Raw genomic sequence first — 16900 nt, 5'->3', positions numbered from 1 at the left:
GCGGCGTCCTTCAAGCAGTTTTCGGAATGAGGCGCTCGAACAGCGCCTCTACAGTATTAAAGCGCTCTTCCGGGCGTTCCATTGGCACCTGGAATTTAAACATCGTCGCGCCTTCGAATTTGTAGCGTTTGGGCTGACTCTGGATCAGTTTGATCAGCGTCAGCGGGTCGACCGGCGTTTGCGTGGCGAACTCGATCCGGCCGCCTTGCGGGCCGCCGTCGACTTTCTTGATGCCCAGCAACTCGGCCTGCAACTTCAGCGCGGTGATGCGCATCAGGTTCTTGGTCGGCTCCGGCAACAGGCCGAAACGGTCGATCATCTCCACTTGCAGGTCCTTGAGGCCTTCCTCATCGGCGGCCGAGGCAATGCGCTTGTACAGGATCAGGCGCGCATGCACGTCCGGCAGGTAGTCTTCGGGAATCAACGCCGGTACCCGCAGGTTGACTTCCGGACCGCCGCCCAACGGCTGATCGAGGTTCGGTTGTTCGCCCTTGCGGATCGATTTCACCGCGCGCTCGAGCATTTCCATGTACAGGGTGAAACCGACGGCCTGGATCTGCCCGCTCTGCCCGTCGCCGAGCAGTTCGCCGGCGCCACGGATTTCCAGGTCGTTGGTGGCGAGCACGAAGCCCGCGCCGAGGTCCTGGGTATTGGCGATCGCTTCCAGGCGCTTTTCCGCGTCCGGGGTGATCTGCTGGCGCGGCGGCGTCAGCAGGTAAGCATACGCCTGGTGGTGGCTGCGACCGACCCGGCCGCGCAGCTGGTGCAACTGTGCCAGGCCGAACTTGTCGGCCCGCTCGATGATGATGGTGTTGGCGCTCGGCACGTCGATGCCGGTCTCGATGATGGTCGAGGCGATCAGCACGTTGAAGCGCTTGTGATAGAAGTCGCTCATCACTTGTTCGAGATCGCGTTCGCGCATCTGCCCGTGGCCGATGCCGATCCGCGCTTCCGGGACCAGTTCGGCGAGGTCGGCGGCGCATTTCTCGATGGTCTTCACGTCGTTGTGCAGGTAATAGACCTGGCCGCCACGCAACAGCTCACGCAACAGGGCCTCCTTGACCGTGCTCTTGTTCTGCTCCATGACGAAGGTGCGCACCGACAGGCGACGGGCCGGCGGCGTGGCGATGATCGACAGGTCGCGCATGCCCGACACCGCCATGTTCAGCGTGCGCGGGATCGGCGTCGCGGTCAGGGTCAGGATGTCGACTTCACTGCGCAGGGCCTTGAGCTGTTCCTTTTGCCGGACACCGAAGCGGTGTTCTTCGTCGATGATCACCAACCCGAGGTTTTTGATCTTGACGTCGTCCTGCAGCAGCTTGTGCGTGCCGATGACGATGTCGATCTTGCCTTCGGCCAGGTCCGCGACCGCGGCGTTGACTTCCTTGGTCGACTTGAAGCGGCTCATCACTTCCACGGTCACCGGCCAGTCGGCAAAGCGGTCGCGGAAGCTGTTGTAGTGTTGCTGGGCGAGCAGGGTGGTCGGCACCAGGATCGCCACCTGCCGGCCGCCGTGCACCGCGATGAACGCCGCGCGCATCGCCACTTCGGTCTTGCCGAATCCGACGTCGCCGCAGACCAGGCGATCCATCGGCTTGGGCGCGAGCATGTCGCTGCGCACCGCGTCGATGGTGGTTTGCTGGTCCGGGGTTTCTTCGAAGGGGAAGCCGGCGCTGAAGGTCGCGTAATCGGCTTTCGGGTCTTCGAAGGCATACCCTTCGCGAGCGGCGCGGCGGGCATAGATGTCGAGCAGTTCGGCGGCGACGTCGCGCACCTGTTCGGCGGCTTTGCGCTTGGCTTTCTGCCAGGTCTCGGAGCCGAGGCGGTGCAGCGGGGCCAGGGCATCGTCGCTGCCGGTGTAGCGTGCGATCAGGTGCAGGTTGGCCACCGGCACGTACAGCTTGGCGTTTTCGGCGTATTCGAGGGTCAGGAATTCGGCGGCCTGGCTGTCGATCTCAAGAATGGTCAGGCCCAGATAACGCCCGACACCGTGGTCGATGTGCACCACCGGCGCGCCTTCGCGCAGCTCGGTGAGGTTCTTGATCACCGCATCGTTGTTGGCGTCGGCGCGCTTTTCGCGGCGCCGGCGCTGCATCGCGCGCTGGCCGAACAGCGGGCTTTCGGCGACCAGGGCCAGGGCCGGGTCGTCGAGCACCAGGCCTTCGTCGAGCGGCGCAATGGTGATCGCCAGGCGCTCTTTGCTGGCGACAAAGTCCGGCCAGCTGTCGACGGTTTTCGGGCGCAGCTTCAGGCGCTCGAGCAATTCCAGCAGGACTTCGCGACGGCCGGCGGACTCGGCGGTGAACAGCACGCGCCCGGGGAACTCGTCGAGGAAGCTGGCCAGCGCCGCCAGCGGTTGGCTGGCCTTGGCTTCGATGGCCAGGTTCGGCAGTTCGCGAGCGGGGAAGCGCTCGCGGCCGACGCCGGTTTCCACATCCTGTTGACTGGCGACCACCCGCGGCCAGTTCTTCAGGCGGGCGAAGCAGTCTTCCACCGGCAGGAACAGCTCGGCGGGCGGCAATAAAGGCCGCGCCGGATCGACGCGGCGCTCTTCATAACGGTTGCGCACGTCGTTCCAGAAGTTTTCCGCGGCCTGTTCGATGCCCGGCAGGGAAAACACCTGGGTGTCCTGGGGCAGGTAATCGAACAGGGTCGAGGTTTCGTCGAAGAACAGCGGCAGGTAGTACTCGATACCGGCCGGAGTGATGCGGCTGCTCAGGTCCTGGAAGATCGGGCAGCGCCGGAAGTCGACGTCGAAGCGCTCGCGAAACCGCGCCTTGAAGCGCGTGACCGCATCCTTTTGCAGCGGAAACTCTCGCGCCGGCAGCAGGCGAACGGTGTCCACCTTGTCGATGGACCGCTGGTTTTCCGGATCGAAGGTACGCAGGCTCTCGATTTCGTCATCGAACAGGTCGATGCGGTAGGGCAGTTTGCTGCCCATCGGGAACAGGTCGATCAGCGAGCCGCGCACGGTGAATTCGCCGTGCTCGTACACCGTGTCGACGTAGCGATAGCCTGTGGCCTCGAGCCGGGTGCGCATCTGCTCGACGTCGAGTTTCTGGCCGACGTCCAGCACCAGGCTGCTGCCGAGCAGGAATCGGGTCGGCGCCAGGCGATGCAGGGCCGTGGTGATCGGCACCACCAGCACGCCATGACTCAGCTCCGGCAGCCGGTACAGGGCGGCGATGCGCTGGGAAATGATGTCCTGGTGCGGCGAGAACAGGTCGTAGGGCAGGGTTTCCCAGTCCGGGAAATGCAGCACGGGCAAATCCGGGGCGAAGAAACTCAGCTCCTGTTCCAGCCGTTCGGCACTTTGGCTGTCGGCGGTCACGAGCAGGGTAAAGCGCTTGGCTGCGCTGGCAGCCTCGGCGATGGCCAGGCTCAGGGCGGCACCGGGCAGGTTGCCCCAGTGCTGTTTACCTGCCGCGGCAGGGAGAAGCGGTAGACGCAGAACGGGCACGGAAGGTTGAGCTCCAAGCGTTGCGACAAAGTCGGTAATTGTAACGGTCCCGGGTGCCGCCTGTCAGTTGCAGACTGTGTCTATTACGCAATGGGACAAATGTAGTGGTAATGACAAAATCGGCCGGTTTTTCAGGAAAAATCACGGATTATGTAGTGGCAAACGCAACCTGTGTTACGGATGGTTACGGACAAGGCAGCGCTGTCTCCAAAAATTTGACTCGGCTGCAGGCCACGTTATTACTGGGCTGGAGCGGTGCGTGATTTTTTTTCAGGAAAAGTTGTTACTGGTTGCGCGACAGGCGCGCATTGCTACGGGAGCCACTCGGCGGCATAATGTAGCCCCTTTTTTCTGCCCCTACATGTGGAAGGTTCCCGTGACTCAGAAGCCCGACCAGTGTCTTGGTGAATGGATCGACCGTGAAGCACTCGCAGAAGCGATGATTCCGCTTATCGGTCAGCTCTACCGCAATAACAACGTGGTGAGCTCGATCTATGGCCGCAGCCTGATCAATCGTTCAGTCATCGCGATTCTCAAAGCTCACCGCTTTGCCCGTCATCGCCAGTCCGATGACAGCGAATTGTCCGTCCACGAAACATTCCCGCTGCTCAAGGCGATGAGCGAGCTCAAGCTGGGCGCCGCTTCGGTCGACCTGGGCAAGCTTGCAGTCAAGTTCAAGGCCGAAGGCAATGGCCGCAGCGCCGAAGACTTCGTCCGTGACGAGCTGGCCGATGTGGTTGGCAAGCAAAACGGTTCCGGCCGTACCGGTACCGACGTTGTCCTGTACGGCTTCGGTCGTATCGGCCGTCTGCTGGCGCGTATCCTGATCGAGAAAACCGGTGGTGGCGACGGCCTGCGTCTGCGCGCCATCGTGGTCCGCAAGGGCGCCGAGAACGATCTGGTCAAGCGTGCCAGCCTGCTGCGCCGCGACTCGGTGCATGGTCCGTTCGATGGCACCATCACCATTGATGAAGCCAACAACACCATCACCGCCAACGGCAACCTGATCCAGGTTATCTACGCGAAAAACCCGACTGAGGTGGATTACACCCAGTACGGCATCAAAGACGCGCTGCTGGTGGACAACACCGGTGTATGGCGTGACGCCGAGGGCCTGGGCCAGCACCTGACTTGCCCGGGTATCGACCGCGTAGTGTTGACCGCGCCTGGCAAAGGCAAGCTGAAGAACATCGTTCACGGCATCAACCACGGTGAAATCACCGCTGACGACAAGATCGTGTCCGCCGCTTCCTGCACCACCAACGCCATCGTGCCGGTGCTGAAGGCTGTGAATGACAAGTTCGGCATCATCAACGGTCACGTCGAAACGGTTCACTCGTACACCAACGACCAGAACCTGATCGACAACTTCCACAAAGGCGATCGCCGTGGCCGTAGCGCCGCGCTGAACATGGTGATCACCGAGACCGGTGCCGCCACCGCTGCTGCCAAGGCCCTGCCTGAGCTGGCCGGCAAGCTGACCGGTAACGCGATCCGTGTTCCGACGCCGAACGTGTCGATGGCCATTCTCAACCTGAACCTTGAGAAAGGCGCTACCCGTGAAGAGATGAACGAGTACCTGCGCTACATGGCGCTGCACTCCGATCTGCATAAGCAAATCGACTACGTCAATTCGCAGGAAGTGGTGTCCACCGACTTCGTCGGCTCGCGCCACGCAGGCGTGGTGGACGCTGAAGCGACCATCGTCCAGGACAACCGCGTTGTGCTGTACGTGTGGTACGACAACGAGTTCGGTTACAGCTGCCAGGTAGTGCGTGTGATGGAAGACATGGCCGGGGTAAACCCGCCAGCGTTTCCGCGCTAAGCATTAGCTGCAAATGAAAACGCCCCGGCTTTGGTCGGGGCGTTTTTGTTTGTGGGGTTTGTCAGTTGCTATCAATGTTGCCTGGCACACCGCTTTCGCTGGCAAGCCAGCTCCTACAAGGTTTTGTGGTGTTTACACGATAGTGGTCACGCCAAATATCCTGTAGGAGCTGGCTTGCCAGCGAAGGTCTGTCAGTTGCTATCAATGTTGCCTGGCACACCGCTTTCGCTGGCAAGCCAGCTCCTACAGTTCTATCGCATAATGGCTGGCCTTGGCGGTGTGTCGGGGGGGCTTCAGGAGATGCAGGTGTTGTTGAAGGGGCGGCTGATTGGAATGGTGGTGCTGGCCGGCGTATTGTCCGGCTGCGGCAACGGCGACTCCATGGAAAGCTTCGGCGGCCCGACCATGGGCAGCACTTACTCGGTCACCTACCTGCGCCAGGCCGGTCTTCCGGCGCCGGCGCAAGTCCGGGGCGAGGTCGAGAAGATCCTCGCGCAAGTCGATCGGCAGATGTCGACCTACCGCAGCGACTCCGATATCGAGCGCTTCAACGCGCTGCCCGCCAACCGCTGCCAGCCAATGCCCGCGCCGATCCTCAAGCTGGTCCGTGTCGCCGAGCAGCTGTCGGAACAAAGCGCAGGCTCCTACGACTTGACGGTGGAACCCTTGCTCAATCTCTGGGGGTTCGGCCCGCAAGGCCGTGCGGAAACAGTCCCTTCCGCCCAGGCGCTGGCCGAGGTGCAACAACGAGTCGGCTACCAGCATTTACGCATCGAAGGCGATCAGCTGTGCAAGGACGCCGCGGTCGAAGTCGACTTCAACAGCATCGCCGCCGGCTACGCCGTCGACACTATTGCCGCCAGGCTCGAGGCGTTGGGCATCCACAATTACCTCGCCGAAGCCACCGGCGAACTCAAGGCGGCCGGCAAGAAACTCGATGGCTCACCCTGGCGCATCGCCCTCGAGGAGCCGCGGGATGATCGCCAGGTCGCGCAACGCATCCTGGCGGTCGACGGCTACAGCGTTTCCACCTCCGGTGATTACCGAAATTATTTCGAGCAGGGCGGCAAGCGCTATTCCCACACCTTCGACGCCCGCACCGGTGCACCGGTGTCACACGCCCTGGCGTCAGTCACGGTGATTCATCCTTCAGCGTTGATGGCCGATGGCTTGTCCACCCTGTTGCTGATTCTCGGCCCGGTGCGCGGTTGGGACTACGCCGAAAAACACGACATCGGCGCCTTCTTTGTGATTCGTGCCGATCGCGGTTTCGTCATACGCACCAATCAGGCGTTTGAGCGCCTGAGCGGGGCCGAGACCGAGTGATCACGGCGATCCCCGCATTGAAAACTGGCGTTGTAGTGCAGGCAAAAGTAGCCTACGACACGACCAAGGGTTAATGTGCCCGGCGTTGACGCTTCTATAGACTGTGTCCCGGGTTCTGCACTGGCCCCAAAATTGTTCCTTCACGCCGCAGATCGGCGTGATTTAGCCGCAGGTGCCGAGGGCGCCGCGGCCTGTTCTGAGGAGTACGCATGGCTGTCTACAACTACGACGTGGTGGTACTGGGTTCCGGCCCGGCGGGAGAAGGCGCGGCAATGAACGCCGCCAAGGCAGGGCGCAAGGTGGCGATGGTCGATAGCCGTCGCCAGGTCGGCGGCAACTGCACCCACCTGGGTACCATCCCGTCCAAGGCACTGCGTCACTCGGTCCGGCAGATCATGCAGTTCAACACCAACCCGATGTTCCGGGCCATTGGTGAGCCGCGCTGGTTCTCGTTCCCGGACGTGCTGAAAAGCGCCGAGAAAGTCATTTCCAAACAAGTCTCTTCGCGCACCGGCTACTACGCCCGCAACCGCGTCGACGTGTTCTTCGGCACCGGCAGCTTCGCCGACGAGCAAACCATCGAAGTGGTCTGCGGCAACGGCGTGGTCGAGAAACTGGTGGCCAAGCACATCATCATCGCCACCGGCTCGCGTCCGTATCGTCCGGCGGACATCGATTTCCACCACCCGCGCATCTACGATAGCGACACCATCCTCAGCCTCGGCCACACCCCGCGCAAACTCATTGTTTACGGCGCCGGCGTGATCGGTTGCGAATACGCCTCGATCTTCAGCGGCTCTGGGGGTGCTGGTCGAGCTGGTGGATAACCGCGGCCAGTTGCTGAGCTTCCTCGACTCGGAAATTTCCCAGGCCCTGAGCTACCACTTCAGCAACAACAACATCACGGTTCGCCACAACGAAGAATACGACCGCGTCGAAGGCGTGGACAGCGGCGTGATCCTGCACCTCAAGTCCGGCAAGAAGATCAAGGCCGACGCCTTGCTCTGGTGCAACGGCCGTACCGGCAACACCGATCAGCTGGGTCTGGAAAACGTTGGCGTGAAGGTCAACGGCCGCGGCCAGATCGAAGTCGACGAGGCCTACCGCACCTGCAAGCCGAACATCTACGGCGCCGGTGACGTGATCGTTTGGCCGAGCCTGGCCAGTGCCGCGCACGACCAGGGTCGTTCGGCCGCCGGCAGCATCGTCGACAACCACAGCTGGCGCTTCGTCAACGACGTGCCGACCGGCATCTATACGATTCCGGAGATCAGCTCGATCGGCAAGAACGAGCAGGAGCTGACCCAGGCCAAGGTGCCGTACGAAGTGGGCAAGGCGTTCTTCAAGGGCATGGCGCGGGCACAGATCGCCGGCGAGCCCCAGGGCATGCTGAAGATCCTGTTCCACCGCGAGACCCTGGAAGTGCTGGGCGTGCATTGCTTCGGTTACCAGGCGTCGGAGATCGTGCACATCGGCCAGGCGATCATGAACCAGCCGGGCGACCTCAATACCCTGAAGTATTTCGTCAACACCACGTTCAACTACCCGACCATGGCCGAAGCCTATCGGGTCGCCGCCTACGATGGCCTCAACCGGCTTTTTTGAGCGGCTCCGGCCGGTGGCCTGAGCCGGCCGGGGAGACCGATTTCAGCAATTCTCGAGCGTGGCGCTGGCCAAACCGGGAAAGTCTGTAATCAGGCTGTCAACGCCGAAGTCGGCGAGCCTGCGCATCAGCGCGGGCTCGTTGACTGTCCACACCGACACATGCAGCCCCTGACGCTGCGCCCTCTGCAGGCGTTCCGGCGTACACAGGGTCCAGTTCAGCGCCAGGATCTCACAGCCATAGCTTTGCGCGACCTTCAGCGGGTCGAGCCAGGCGTATTCGGCCACCAGCCCGCGGGACACGTCCGGCACCAGGTCCAGCGCGGCTTTGAGCACTTCCCGCGAGCTCGAGGTGATCGTCACCTTGTCCAGCAGGCCATGGCGCTGGGCCATTTCCCGAATCGCCAGCACGGTGGAGGCGGCGCGGGTGCGTGAAGCGCTTTTGACCTCCAGTTGCCAATGCTCGAAATCGCATTGCTCGAACAGCGTTTCCAGGGTCGGGATCGGGCACGGCTTGATCCAGCCCGGGCCGCCCTTGCGCGCGTCGTAGGTCACCAGTTCCGCCGCGGTGTGCTCGACCACCTTGCCGCGCCGGTCGGTGGTGCGCTTGAGGGTCGGGTCGTGGATGACCATCAACTCGCCATCCATGGACAGGTGCAGGTCCAGTTCGCAGCGGCGCACGCCGTGCTTGAGACATTCCTGAAAACTGGTCAGGGTGTTTTCCGGTGCTTCGCCCTTGGCGCCGCGATGGCCGTAGATGAGGGTCACGGTTCTTCCTTAAGTTAAATGCCTGATTCGGTTTGTTCGCGGGCCAGGCGTCGTTCCTGGGCCTGCTTGTGCAAGATGTAGCGGGCCAGCAATTGCCGCTGGGCATCGGTTGCGTGTTCGAACGCGGTGCCGATGACGTAGCCGTCGCCCTGGCGGTCGCAATGGATCACGCGCGCGCGCAGCAGCAGGCCGAGGGCTTGGGGCATCAACACCAGTTTCACCGACAGCCGTGCGCCCGCGGCAAGCGGTGTCGGGTACTGGAAGTCGATGCCGCCTTCGGAAATGGTCACCGGCTGCGGTTCGCCGATCTGCCCGAGCACGGTGATGGCGATCACCTGGCTGAGCAGATCGATGCGTTTGTTCTGGGATTTGAGGAACGCCGCAAGGGGCCGGTCGCGCTCGCTGATCTGGCGCAGCAGGTGTTGCGACTCGTATTCGCTGAGGTGCAGTTCGCTGAGCAGGTTGAACAGCTGAGAAGCATCCTGCAACACTTCCTGGCCCAAGGCTTCGGGCGCGGACAGAGGCCGAATTTCCAGTGCGATCATGTCCTCGATACGGTAGTATTCGCGGTGATCTTCATCATCTAATGTCGACATGGCGAACCCATGGTAGCGGCGGTGGTCTGAGTGTAAAGCTGGTTATCGACCCCCGCCACAAGGACGTTCCTTTTCCCTCCGAACAAGCCCCGACATGTTCAGACCTCTCTTCGTATTTATTGGCACGCGTTATACCCGTGCAAAGCGTCGCAACCATTTTGTCTCCTTCATTTCCCTGACCTCGATCATTGGACTCGCCCTCGGCGTGGTCGTGATGATCGTGGTGCTGTCGGTCATGAACGGCTTCGATCATGAGATGCGCACCCGCGTGCTGGGCATGGTGCCCCACGCGACCATCGAGTCCGGTGAACCGATCAACGACTGGCCGAGCCTGGCCGCCCAGGTCAAGCAGAACCCGCAGGTGACGGCCGTGGCGCCGTTCACCCAGATGCAGGGGTTGCTGACCAACAAGGGCAAGGTCTCCAAGGTGTTGCTCAATGGCATCGATCCGGCGCTGGAGCGGCAGGTGTCGATCATCGACAAGTTCATGCTGCAGGGCCAGCTCGACGCCCTGGCGCCGGGCAGCTTTGGCATCGTCATCGGCGACAAGGCGGCGGCCAAGCTCGGTGCGGCCATCGGCGACAAGCTGACGTTCGTCGCGCCGGAAGTCACCGTGACCCCGGCCGGGATGTTCCCGCGCATGAAACGCTTTACCGTGGTCGGCATCTTCCATGTCGGCGCCGGTGAGATCGACGGCTACCTGGGCGTGACCAACCTGCAGGACCTGGCCCGGCTGCATCGCTGGAAGCCGGAGCAGGTGCAGGGCATCCGCCTGAAGTTCGACGACCTGTTCCAGGCGCCGCGCACCGCGTGGAACATCGCCCAGCAACTCGGCGAAGATCATTACTACGCCCGGGACTGGACCCGCACCCACGGCAATCTGTATCAGGCGATCCGCATGGAAAAAGCCATGATCGGCCTGCTGTTGCTGCTGATCGTCGCGGTGGCGGCGTTCAACATCATTTCCACGCTGGTGATGGTGGTGAACGACAAGAAGGGCGACATCGCGATCCTGCGGACCCTGGGCGCCACGCCGGGTTCGATCATGGCGATCTTCATGGTGCAGGGCACGGTGATCGGTGTGGTCGGGACGCTGATCGGCGCCGTGGTCGGGATCTTCGCCGCGCTGAACGTCAGCGCCGCGATCTCGGCCCTCGAAGGCCTGATCGGGCATAAATTTCTCAACGCCGACGTGTACTTCATCGATTACCTGCCGTCGCAAGTGCAGAGCGACGATGTGTTGATGGTCTGCGCCGCCGCGCTGGTCCTGAGTTTTCTCGCCACCCTGTATCCAGCCTGGCGTGCCGCGCGCACCCAGCCTGCGGAGGCGTTACGTTATGAGTGAGTCGAGCATGAGTGATAAAGCAATCTTGAGCTGCCGCAACCTGGGCAAATCCTACGAGGAAGGCCCGGAGTCGGTCGAGGTCCTGGCCAACCTGCAACTGGAGTTGCATCCGGGTGAGCGGGTGGCGATTGTCGGCACCTCGGGTTCGGGCAAAAGTACTTTGCTCAACCTGTTGGGCGGCCTCGACACGCCGACCAAGGGCAGCGTCTGGCTGGATGGCGAAGAGCTGTCGGCCTTGAGCGAGAAGAATCGCGGCCTGCTACGCAACCGGTCGCTGGGGTTCGTCTACCAGTTCCACCATTTGCTGCCGGAGTTCACCGCGCTGGAAAACGTCTGCATGCCGCTGCTGATCGGCAAGACGGCTATTCCAGAGGCGCGTAAACGGGCGACGGCGCTGCTGGAGCGGGTAGGGCTGGGCCATCGCCTGGAACACAAGCCGTCTGAACTGTCCGGTGGCGAACGCCAGCGCGTGGCCATCGCCCGTGCCCTGGTGAACCAGCCAGGCCTGGTGATGCTCGACGAGCCGACCGGCAACCTCGACTCCCACACCGCCCAGGGCATTCAGGATTTGATGCTGGAACTCAGCGTGTCGATGCGCACCGCGTTCCTGGTGGTGACCCACGACATGAACCTGGCTCGCCAGATGGATCGCGTCCTGCACTTGCAGGAAGGTTGCCTGACGCCCATCTGACTGGCCGCAACCCGACGTCACTGAAGGGTGCGTCGGGTCTTTTATATTTATACGGTGCCCCTGCGAATGTTCAGACCGTTATCGATCTTCATCGGCGCGCGCTATACCCGCGCCAAGCGCCGCAATCGCTTTGTTTCCTTCATCTCGATGACCTCGATGATCGGCCTCGCCCTGGGCGTGCTGGCGATGATCGTGGTGCTGTCGGTGATGAACGGCTTCCAGCGCGAAATGAGCTCGCGCATCCTCGGCATGGTGCCCCATGCGACCATCGTCGGCGTCAATCCGATCGATGATTGGCAGCCGGTGGCCGCCGCCGCGATGAAAAATCCCGAAGTGACCGCGGCCGTGCCGTTCACCGAGATGGAAGGCATGCTGTCCTACAAGGGCACGATGCAGCCGATCCAGGTCAGCGGGGTCGATCCGGCGCTGGAAGGCAAGGTCTCGATCGTCGCCCAGCATATCGTCCAGGGGCGTCTCGATGCCTTGAAACCGGGCGAGTTCGGCGTGGTGATCGGCGAGATCACGGCGCGGCGTTTCCGCTTGAACGTCGGCGACAAGATCACCTTGATCGTGCCGGAAGTCAGCACCGCACCGGGCGGGATCACCCCGCGCATGCAGCGGCTGAACGTGGTCGGCGTGTTCAAGGTCGGTGCCGAGCTGGATGGCTCGATGGCGCTGATCCACCTGGCCGATGCCGCGCAGATGCAGCGCTGGGAGCCGAATCAGGTGCAAAGCGTGCGCCTGGCGGTGAAGGATCTGTATGCGGCGCCCCAGGTCTCCAGCGAGGTGGCGGCGGGTCTCGGCAGTGCCTACCGGGCTGACGACTGGACCCACACCCAGGGCAGCCTGTTCAGCGCGATGAAGATGGAAAAAACCATGATCGGCCTGCTGTTGCTGATGATCGTCGCCGTGGCCGCGTTCAACATCATCGCGACCCTGATCATGGTGGTGAACGACAAGGGCGCGGACATTGCGATCCTGCGCACCATCGGTGCCACTCCTCGGCAGATCATGGCGATCTTCATGGTCCAGGGCACGGTGATCGGGGTCGTCGGTACCTTGATCGGCGGTGTGCTGGGGGTGATTGCGGCGCTGAATGTCAGTGAGCTGGTGGGCTGGGTGGAGCGGGTGAGCGGGCAGCACATCTTCAGTTCCGATGTGTATTTTGTCAGTAACCTGCCTTCGGAATTGCAGGGGGCGGATGTGTTGTTGATCTGCTCGGCAGGGTTCATCCTGAGTTTCCTGGCCACGGTTTATCCGGCCTGGCGTGCGGCGAAGACTGAGCCGGCTACCGCGCTGCGTTATTCGTAAGCCGTTACACCGCGGGACCCTGTAGGAGCTGGCTTGTCGGATCGCCGCACCGCAGCGAAGGCGGCCTTGAATCTTGTATCGATTTCGAGGGCCTCTTCGCTGGCAAGCCAGCTCCTACAAGGGATCAGATCAATTCCCCCTCGGTAATTCGATCACAAACCTGGTCCACTCCTTTTCTGACTCACACCGAATCTGCCCCCCATGGGCCCGAATGATCGACCGGGTAATCGCCAACCCCAACCCCGCATGCTCACTGCTGCCTTCATGCCGTGCCGGATCAGCCCGATAAAACCGGTCAAACAAGCGCGGCAGCAACGCCCCGTCAATGCCTGCGCCGCTGTTCTCGACAGTCAGGCGCAACCCCTCAGGCTGTTCAACAAGCCGCACCCGGACCTCACCCTCAGCCGGGGTAAACCGCAACGCATTATCCAGCAGATTGGACAGCGCCCGCCGCAACATGCTGCGATCGCCCTCCATCCGCGCGCTGCCTTCACGGCTCAACCTGACCTGCGCGTCCTCCGCCAACGGCGCAAAAAACTCCAGCAACAGATCCACTTCCTCCGCCAGTTCCAGCGGCTCGCGCCTGGGCATCAACAAGCCATGGTCCGCCTTGGCCAGGTACAGCATGTCGTTGACCAGTTGCGCCATCCATTGCAGTTCTTCGAGGTTGCTGTGCAGCGCTTCGCGATAATCCTCGATCGGCCGCGGGCGGGTGAGGGTGACCTGGGTGTGGGTCAGCAGGTTCGACAGCGGCGTGCGCAGTTCGTGGGCGATGTCGGCGGAGAACGCCGAGAGCCGCTGGAAAGAGTCGTCGAGGCGCCCGAGCATGGCGTTGAAGTGGTGGGCCATTTCCGCGAGTTCCGGCGGCATGTCAGTCTCGGGCAGGCGCGCATTGAGCGATTGCGCCGACACGCCGTGGGCCACCGCGCTCATGCGCCGCAACGGGCGCAACCCGCTGCGCGCCGCCCAGGCACCGAGCAGGGCGGTGGCCAGGGCCGACAGGCCCACGGTCAGCCAGATCAGGTTCTTGCATGCGTTGCAGAAAGTGTTGGTGATGGGTGATGTCCAACAACAAGGTCAGCTGCGGCGAGTCGGGTCGGTCGGGGAACAACGGCGCCTTCAACACGCGATAGTCGGTGCCGGCGTCGTTGAGGGTCGACAGGCCCGGTTGCTGGGGCAGCTTGTCCGGCAGGCGCGGCGAACTGTCATACCAGCGCCGGCCATCGCTGCCGGTAATCCGCAGTGACAAATCCGCTTGCCGGCTCAACTCATCCGCCAGTCTGACGTCGCTCTCGCTCGATTGCAGATCCTGAAGCGCACGGCGCAGGCCGATCAGCTTGCCGTCGAGCAATTGCTGATCCAGCTCGACGAAGTGCGCCTCGCTGGCGCGACTGAACAGCACCCCGGCGAACAGTGAAACCACGGCGGTGCAGGCGGCAAACAACAGCGCCAGGCGACTGCTCAGGGACAGTCGACGCATCAGGCCTGGCGCTCTTCAAGCACGTAACCCATGCCGCGCACGGTGTGGATCAGCTTGTTCGGGAATTCATCGTCGATTTTCAGGCGCAGACGGCGGATCGCCACCTCGATGACGTTGGTGTCGCTGTCGAAATTCATGTCCCAGACCTGGGAGGCGATCAGTGACTTGGGCAGGACTTCGCCCTGGCGCCGCAGGAGCATTTCCAGCAGGGCAAATTCCTTGGCGGTCAGGTCGATGCGCTGACCGCTGCGTTCGACCCGGCGGCGGATCAGGTCCAGGCGCAAGTCGGCCAGGTGCAGGCTGGTTTCCTGGGGGGTGGCGCTGCCGCGACGCAACAGGCTGCGGACCCGGGCCAGCAGTTCGGAGAAGGCGAAGGGTTTGACCAGGTAATCGTCGGCCCCCAGCTCCAGGCCGTGGACCCTGTCCTCCACCGCGTCACGGGCGGTCAGAAAAAGTACCGGGGTGTCGAGGCCGGCGCCGCGCACCGCCTGCAGAATCTGCCAGCCATCGCGGCCGGGCAGCATCACATCGAGAATCAACAGCGCGTAATCGCCGCTCAGTGCCAGTTGCTGGCCGGTGCTGCCGTCGGCCACCAGTTCGGTGTTGAACCCGGCCTCGGTCAGGCCCTGGCGCAAGTAGTGGCCGGTTTTCGGTTGGTCGTCGACGATCAGCAGTTTCATGGGCGACTCGGGGCAGATGGAACGAACGCTTTATACCGTGGGCAGCATCGGTACAGGCCAACCTGACAAAGTTGTAATCTGGGTGTCAGGTTGTCGGCAGCGGTAGCAGTTTAGAGTTTTCCACAGGCTGAACCTTATCTTGTTGGAGTACGACCATGTTTTTGCGCAAATCTCTGATGCTGGCCGCGTGTTTGCTGACGCTGGGCTCACCGGTGTGGGCATCGCCGGCGCTTACCTTCGACTTCGGCCAACCGGCGCCGGCCGCCAAGGCGACCCGCAGCGTTGAAGTGGTGATGGGCGACATGTCGTTCACGCCCAAAGCGATCGAGATCAAGGCCGGTGAGACGGTGCGCTTCGTGCTGGTAAATAAAGGCAAGTTGCTGCACGAATTCAACCTTGGCGACGCGGCGATGCACGCCAGGCACCAGCAGGAAATGCTGAAGATGCAGCAAAGCGGCATGCTTACGCCTACAGGCATGAAGGAAATGGACCACGGCTCAATGCCCGGTATGGATCATGCTATGAAGCACGACGACCCCAACAGCGTGCTGGTTGAGCCGGGCAAAACCGCCGAACTGACCTGGATCTTCACCAAGGCCACCCGCCTGGAATTCGCCTGCAACATCCCCGGGCATTATCAGGCGGGCATGGTCGGCCAGTTGACGGTAGATCCGTAGATCCGTAGGCCTCGTGGGACCTGTAGGACCTGTCGAGTGAAACGAGGCTGCGATCTTTCAAGGGCACCCCCGGCACTTTGAATTTGTAGGAGCGAGCTTGCTCGCGATGGACCCAAGGGCGCCGCGTTCAACCAGTCAACACGCGTTATCGTTAACGACCATCGCGAGCAAGCTTGCTCCTACAGCAAGCGCAAACACTGGTAGAATCCACTGATTCTTCAGTCAGGTTTCCGCCATGCATCCCGCAGCCGAACACTCGCCGCTGGGCAAATCCAGTGAATACATCGCCACCTACACGCCGTCCTTGCTGTTCCCGATCCCGCGCACCGCGAAATGGGCCGAGCTGGGCCTGACGGCGGAGACCTTGCCCTACAAGGGCGTGGACTTCTGGAACTGCTTCGAGCTGTCGTGGCTGTTGCCGTCGGGCAAACCGGTGGTGGCGATCGGCGAGTTCAGCATTCCGGCGGATTCACCGAACATCATCGAATCCAAGTCGTTCAAGCTGTACCTGAACTCCCTGAACCAGACGCCGTTTGCCGATAACGCCAGCCTGCAAGCCACGCTGGTGAAGGACCTGTCGGCCGCGGCCGGCAAACCGGTCGGCGTGCGCATTCGCCGCCTGCAAGAAGTTGAAGCCGAAGGCGTCGTGGCATTGCCGGGCGTGTGCATCGATGATCTGGACATCAGCGTCAGCAACTATGAGCACCCGCGTCCAGAGCTGCTGCGTTGCGACGAGTCGCGCATCGTCGAGGAGAGCGTGCACAGCCACTTGCTCAAATCCAACTGCCCGGTCACCAGCCAGCCGGACTGGGGCAGCGTGGCGGTGGAGTACCGTGGCGCGGCGCTGGACCACGCCAGTTTGCTCGAGTACATCGTCAGCTTCCGCCAGCATTCGGACTTCCATGAGCAGTGTGTGGAGCGGATCTTCCTCGACCTGCAGCGGCTGCTGAAGCCGCAGAAACTGACGGTGTATGCACGGTATGTGCGCCGTGGCGGGCTGGATATCAATCCGTATCGCAGTACCGAAGAAGTGCAACTGCCGAACCACCGCCTGGTCCGCCAATAACGCCCCCCCCTGTAGGAGCTGGCGTGCCAGCGAAGAGGCCATCACATTCAACATCAATGGTGACTGATGCTCC

Annotated in this window: 11 protein-coding genes and 2 pseudogenes; 8 read left to right on the top strand and 5 right to left on the bottom strand. The window is 62.3% G+C overall.

Annotation, left to right across the window (positions count from 1 at the left end; all coding sequences use genetic code 11):
* Positions 1 to 10: 10 nt before the first annotated feature.
* Positions 11 to 3460: a transcription-repair coupling factor gene (mfd, locus tag BZ163_RS10530; protein ID WP_128870855.1), complete on the bottom strand. Its 3450-nt coding sequence runs from the start codon at positions 3458 to 3460 to the stop codon at positions 11 to 13.
* Positions 3461 to 3821: 361 nt separating this feature from the next.
* Between mfd and BZ163_RS10525 the strand changes: the two genes are divergently transcribed.
* The 3 genes and pseudogenes from BZ163_RS10525 to sthA all read left to right on the top strand — a co-directional run bounded on the left by BZ163_RS10525 (position 3822) and on the right by sthA (position 8216).
* Positions 3822 to 5285: a glyceraldehyde-3-phosphate dehydrogenase gene (locus BZ163_RS10525; protein ID WP_128870854.1), complete on the top strand. Its 1464-nt coding sequence runs from the start codon at positions 3822 to 3824 to the stop codon at positions 5283 to 5285.
* Between the two features lie 300 nt (positions 5286 to 5585).
* A complete protein-coding gene (locus tag BZ163_RS10520; protein ID WP_150788006.1) occupies positions 5586 to 6611 on the top strand; it encodes an FAD:protein FMN transferase in 1026 nt (341 codons plus the stop codon).
* Positions 6612 to 6820: 209 nt separating this feature from the next.
* Positions 6821 to 8216 (top strand): annotated as a pseudogene (gene sthA, locus BZ163_RS10515) (Si-specific NAD(P)(+) transhydrogenase).
* Positions 8217 to 8258: 42 nt separating this feature from the next.
* On the opposite strand, the gene BZ163_RS10510 reads toward sthA, so the two are convergent.
* Both BZ163_RS10510 and BZ163_RS10505 read right to left on the bottom strand, forming a co-directional pair.
* Positions 8259 to 8981 carry a glycerophosphodiester phosphodiesterase family protein gene (locus BZ163_RS10510; RefSeq protein ID WP_128870852.1) on the bottom strand — a complete coding sequence of 241 codons (723 nt, stop codon included), beginning with the start codon at positions 8979 to 8981 and terminating at the stop codon, positions 8259 to 8261.
* Positions 8982 to 8995: 14 nt separating this feature from the next.
* Positions 8996 to 9577, bottom strand: a complete 582-nt coding sequence (locus BZ163_RS10505; RefSeq protein WP_128870851.1) for a PilZ domain-containing protein — start codon at positions 9575 to 9577, stop codon at positions 8996 to 8998.
* Between the two features lie 94 nt (positions 9578 to 9671).
* Here BZ163_RS10505 and BZ163_RS10500 point away from each other — a divergent pair, with 94 nt between their 5' ends.
* From BZ163_RS10500 to BZ163_RS10490, 3 genes are all read left to right on the top strand, one after another.
* Positions 9672 to 10922, top strand: coding sequence for a lipoprotein-releasing ABC transporter permease subunit (locus BZ163_RS10500; RefSeq protein ID WP_128870850.1), 1251 nt, complete (start codon positions 9672 to 9674; stop codon positions 10920 to 10922).
* A 7-nt stretch (positions 10923 to 10929) separates the two neighbouring features.
* Positions 10930 to 11613, top strand: a complete 684-nt coding sequence (gene lolD / locus BZ163_RS10495) for a lipoprotein-releasing ABC transporter ATP-binding protein LolD (protein WP_168187341.1) — start codon at positions 10930 to 10932, stop codon at positions 11611 to 11613.
* Between the two features lie 66 nt (positions 11614 to 11679).
* Positions 11680 to 12924, top strand: a complete 1245-nt coding sequence (locus tag BZ163_RS10490) for a lipoprotein-releasing ABC transporter permease subunit (RefSeq protein ID WP_128870848.1) — start codon at positions 11680 to 11682, stop codon at positions 12922 to 12924.
* 129 nt (positions 12925 to 13053) lie between these two features.
* Here the strand turns inward: BZ163_RS10490 and BZ163_RS10485 are convergent.
* Positions 13054 to 14404: pseudogene (locus BZ163_RS10485) on the bottom strand (heavy metal sensor histidine kinase).
* On the bottom strand, positions 14404 to 15084 hold the full coding sequence (locus BZ163_RS10480; RefSeq protein WP_128870847.1) for a heavy metal response regulator transcription factor: 681 nt from the start codon (positions 15082 to 15084) through the stop codon (positions 14404 to 14406). Before BZ163_RS10480 ends, BZ163_RS10485 begins: the two are co-directional and overlap by 1 nt.
* Positions 15085 to 15239: 155 nt before the next feature.
* On the opposite strand from BZ163_RS10480, the gene BZ163_RS10475 reads away from it, so the two are divergent.
* Together BZ163_RS10475 and queF are read left to right on the top strand one after the other, a co-directional pair.
* Positions 15240 to 15761, top strand: a complete 522-nt coding sequence (locus BZ163_RS10475; protein WP_128870846.1) for a plastocyanin/azurin family copper-binding protein — start codon at positions 15240 to 15242, stop codon at positions 15759 to 15761.
* A gap of 235 nt (positions 15762 to 15996) precedes the next feature.
* Entirely contained in the window at positions 15997 to 16827 is an 831-nt protein-coding gene (queF, locus tag BZ163_RS10465; protein WP_128870845.1) for an NADPH-dependent 7-cyano-7-deazaguanine reductase QueF, read from the top strand.
* The last annotated feature ends 73 nt before the right edge of the window (positions 16828 to 16900 follow it).

This window comes from Pseudomonas sp. VI4.1, assembly GCF_002029345.1.
Classification (GTDB): Bacteria; Pseudomonadota; Gammaproteobacteria; order Pseudomonadales; family Pseudomonadaceae; genus Aquipseudomonas.
The sequence above is the reverse complement of the archived record's forward strand: the minus strand, read 5'-3'. Positions and strand labels throughout refer to the sequence as shown.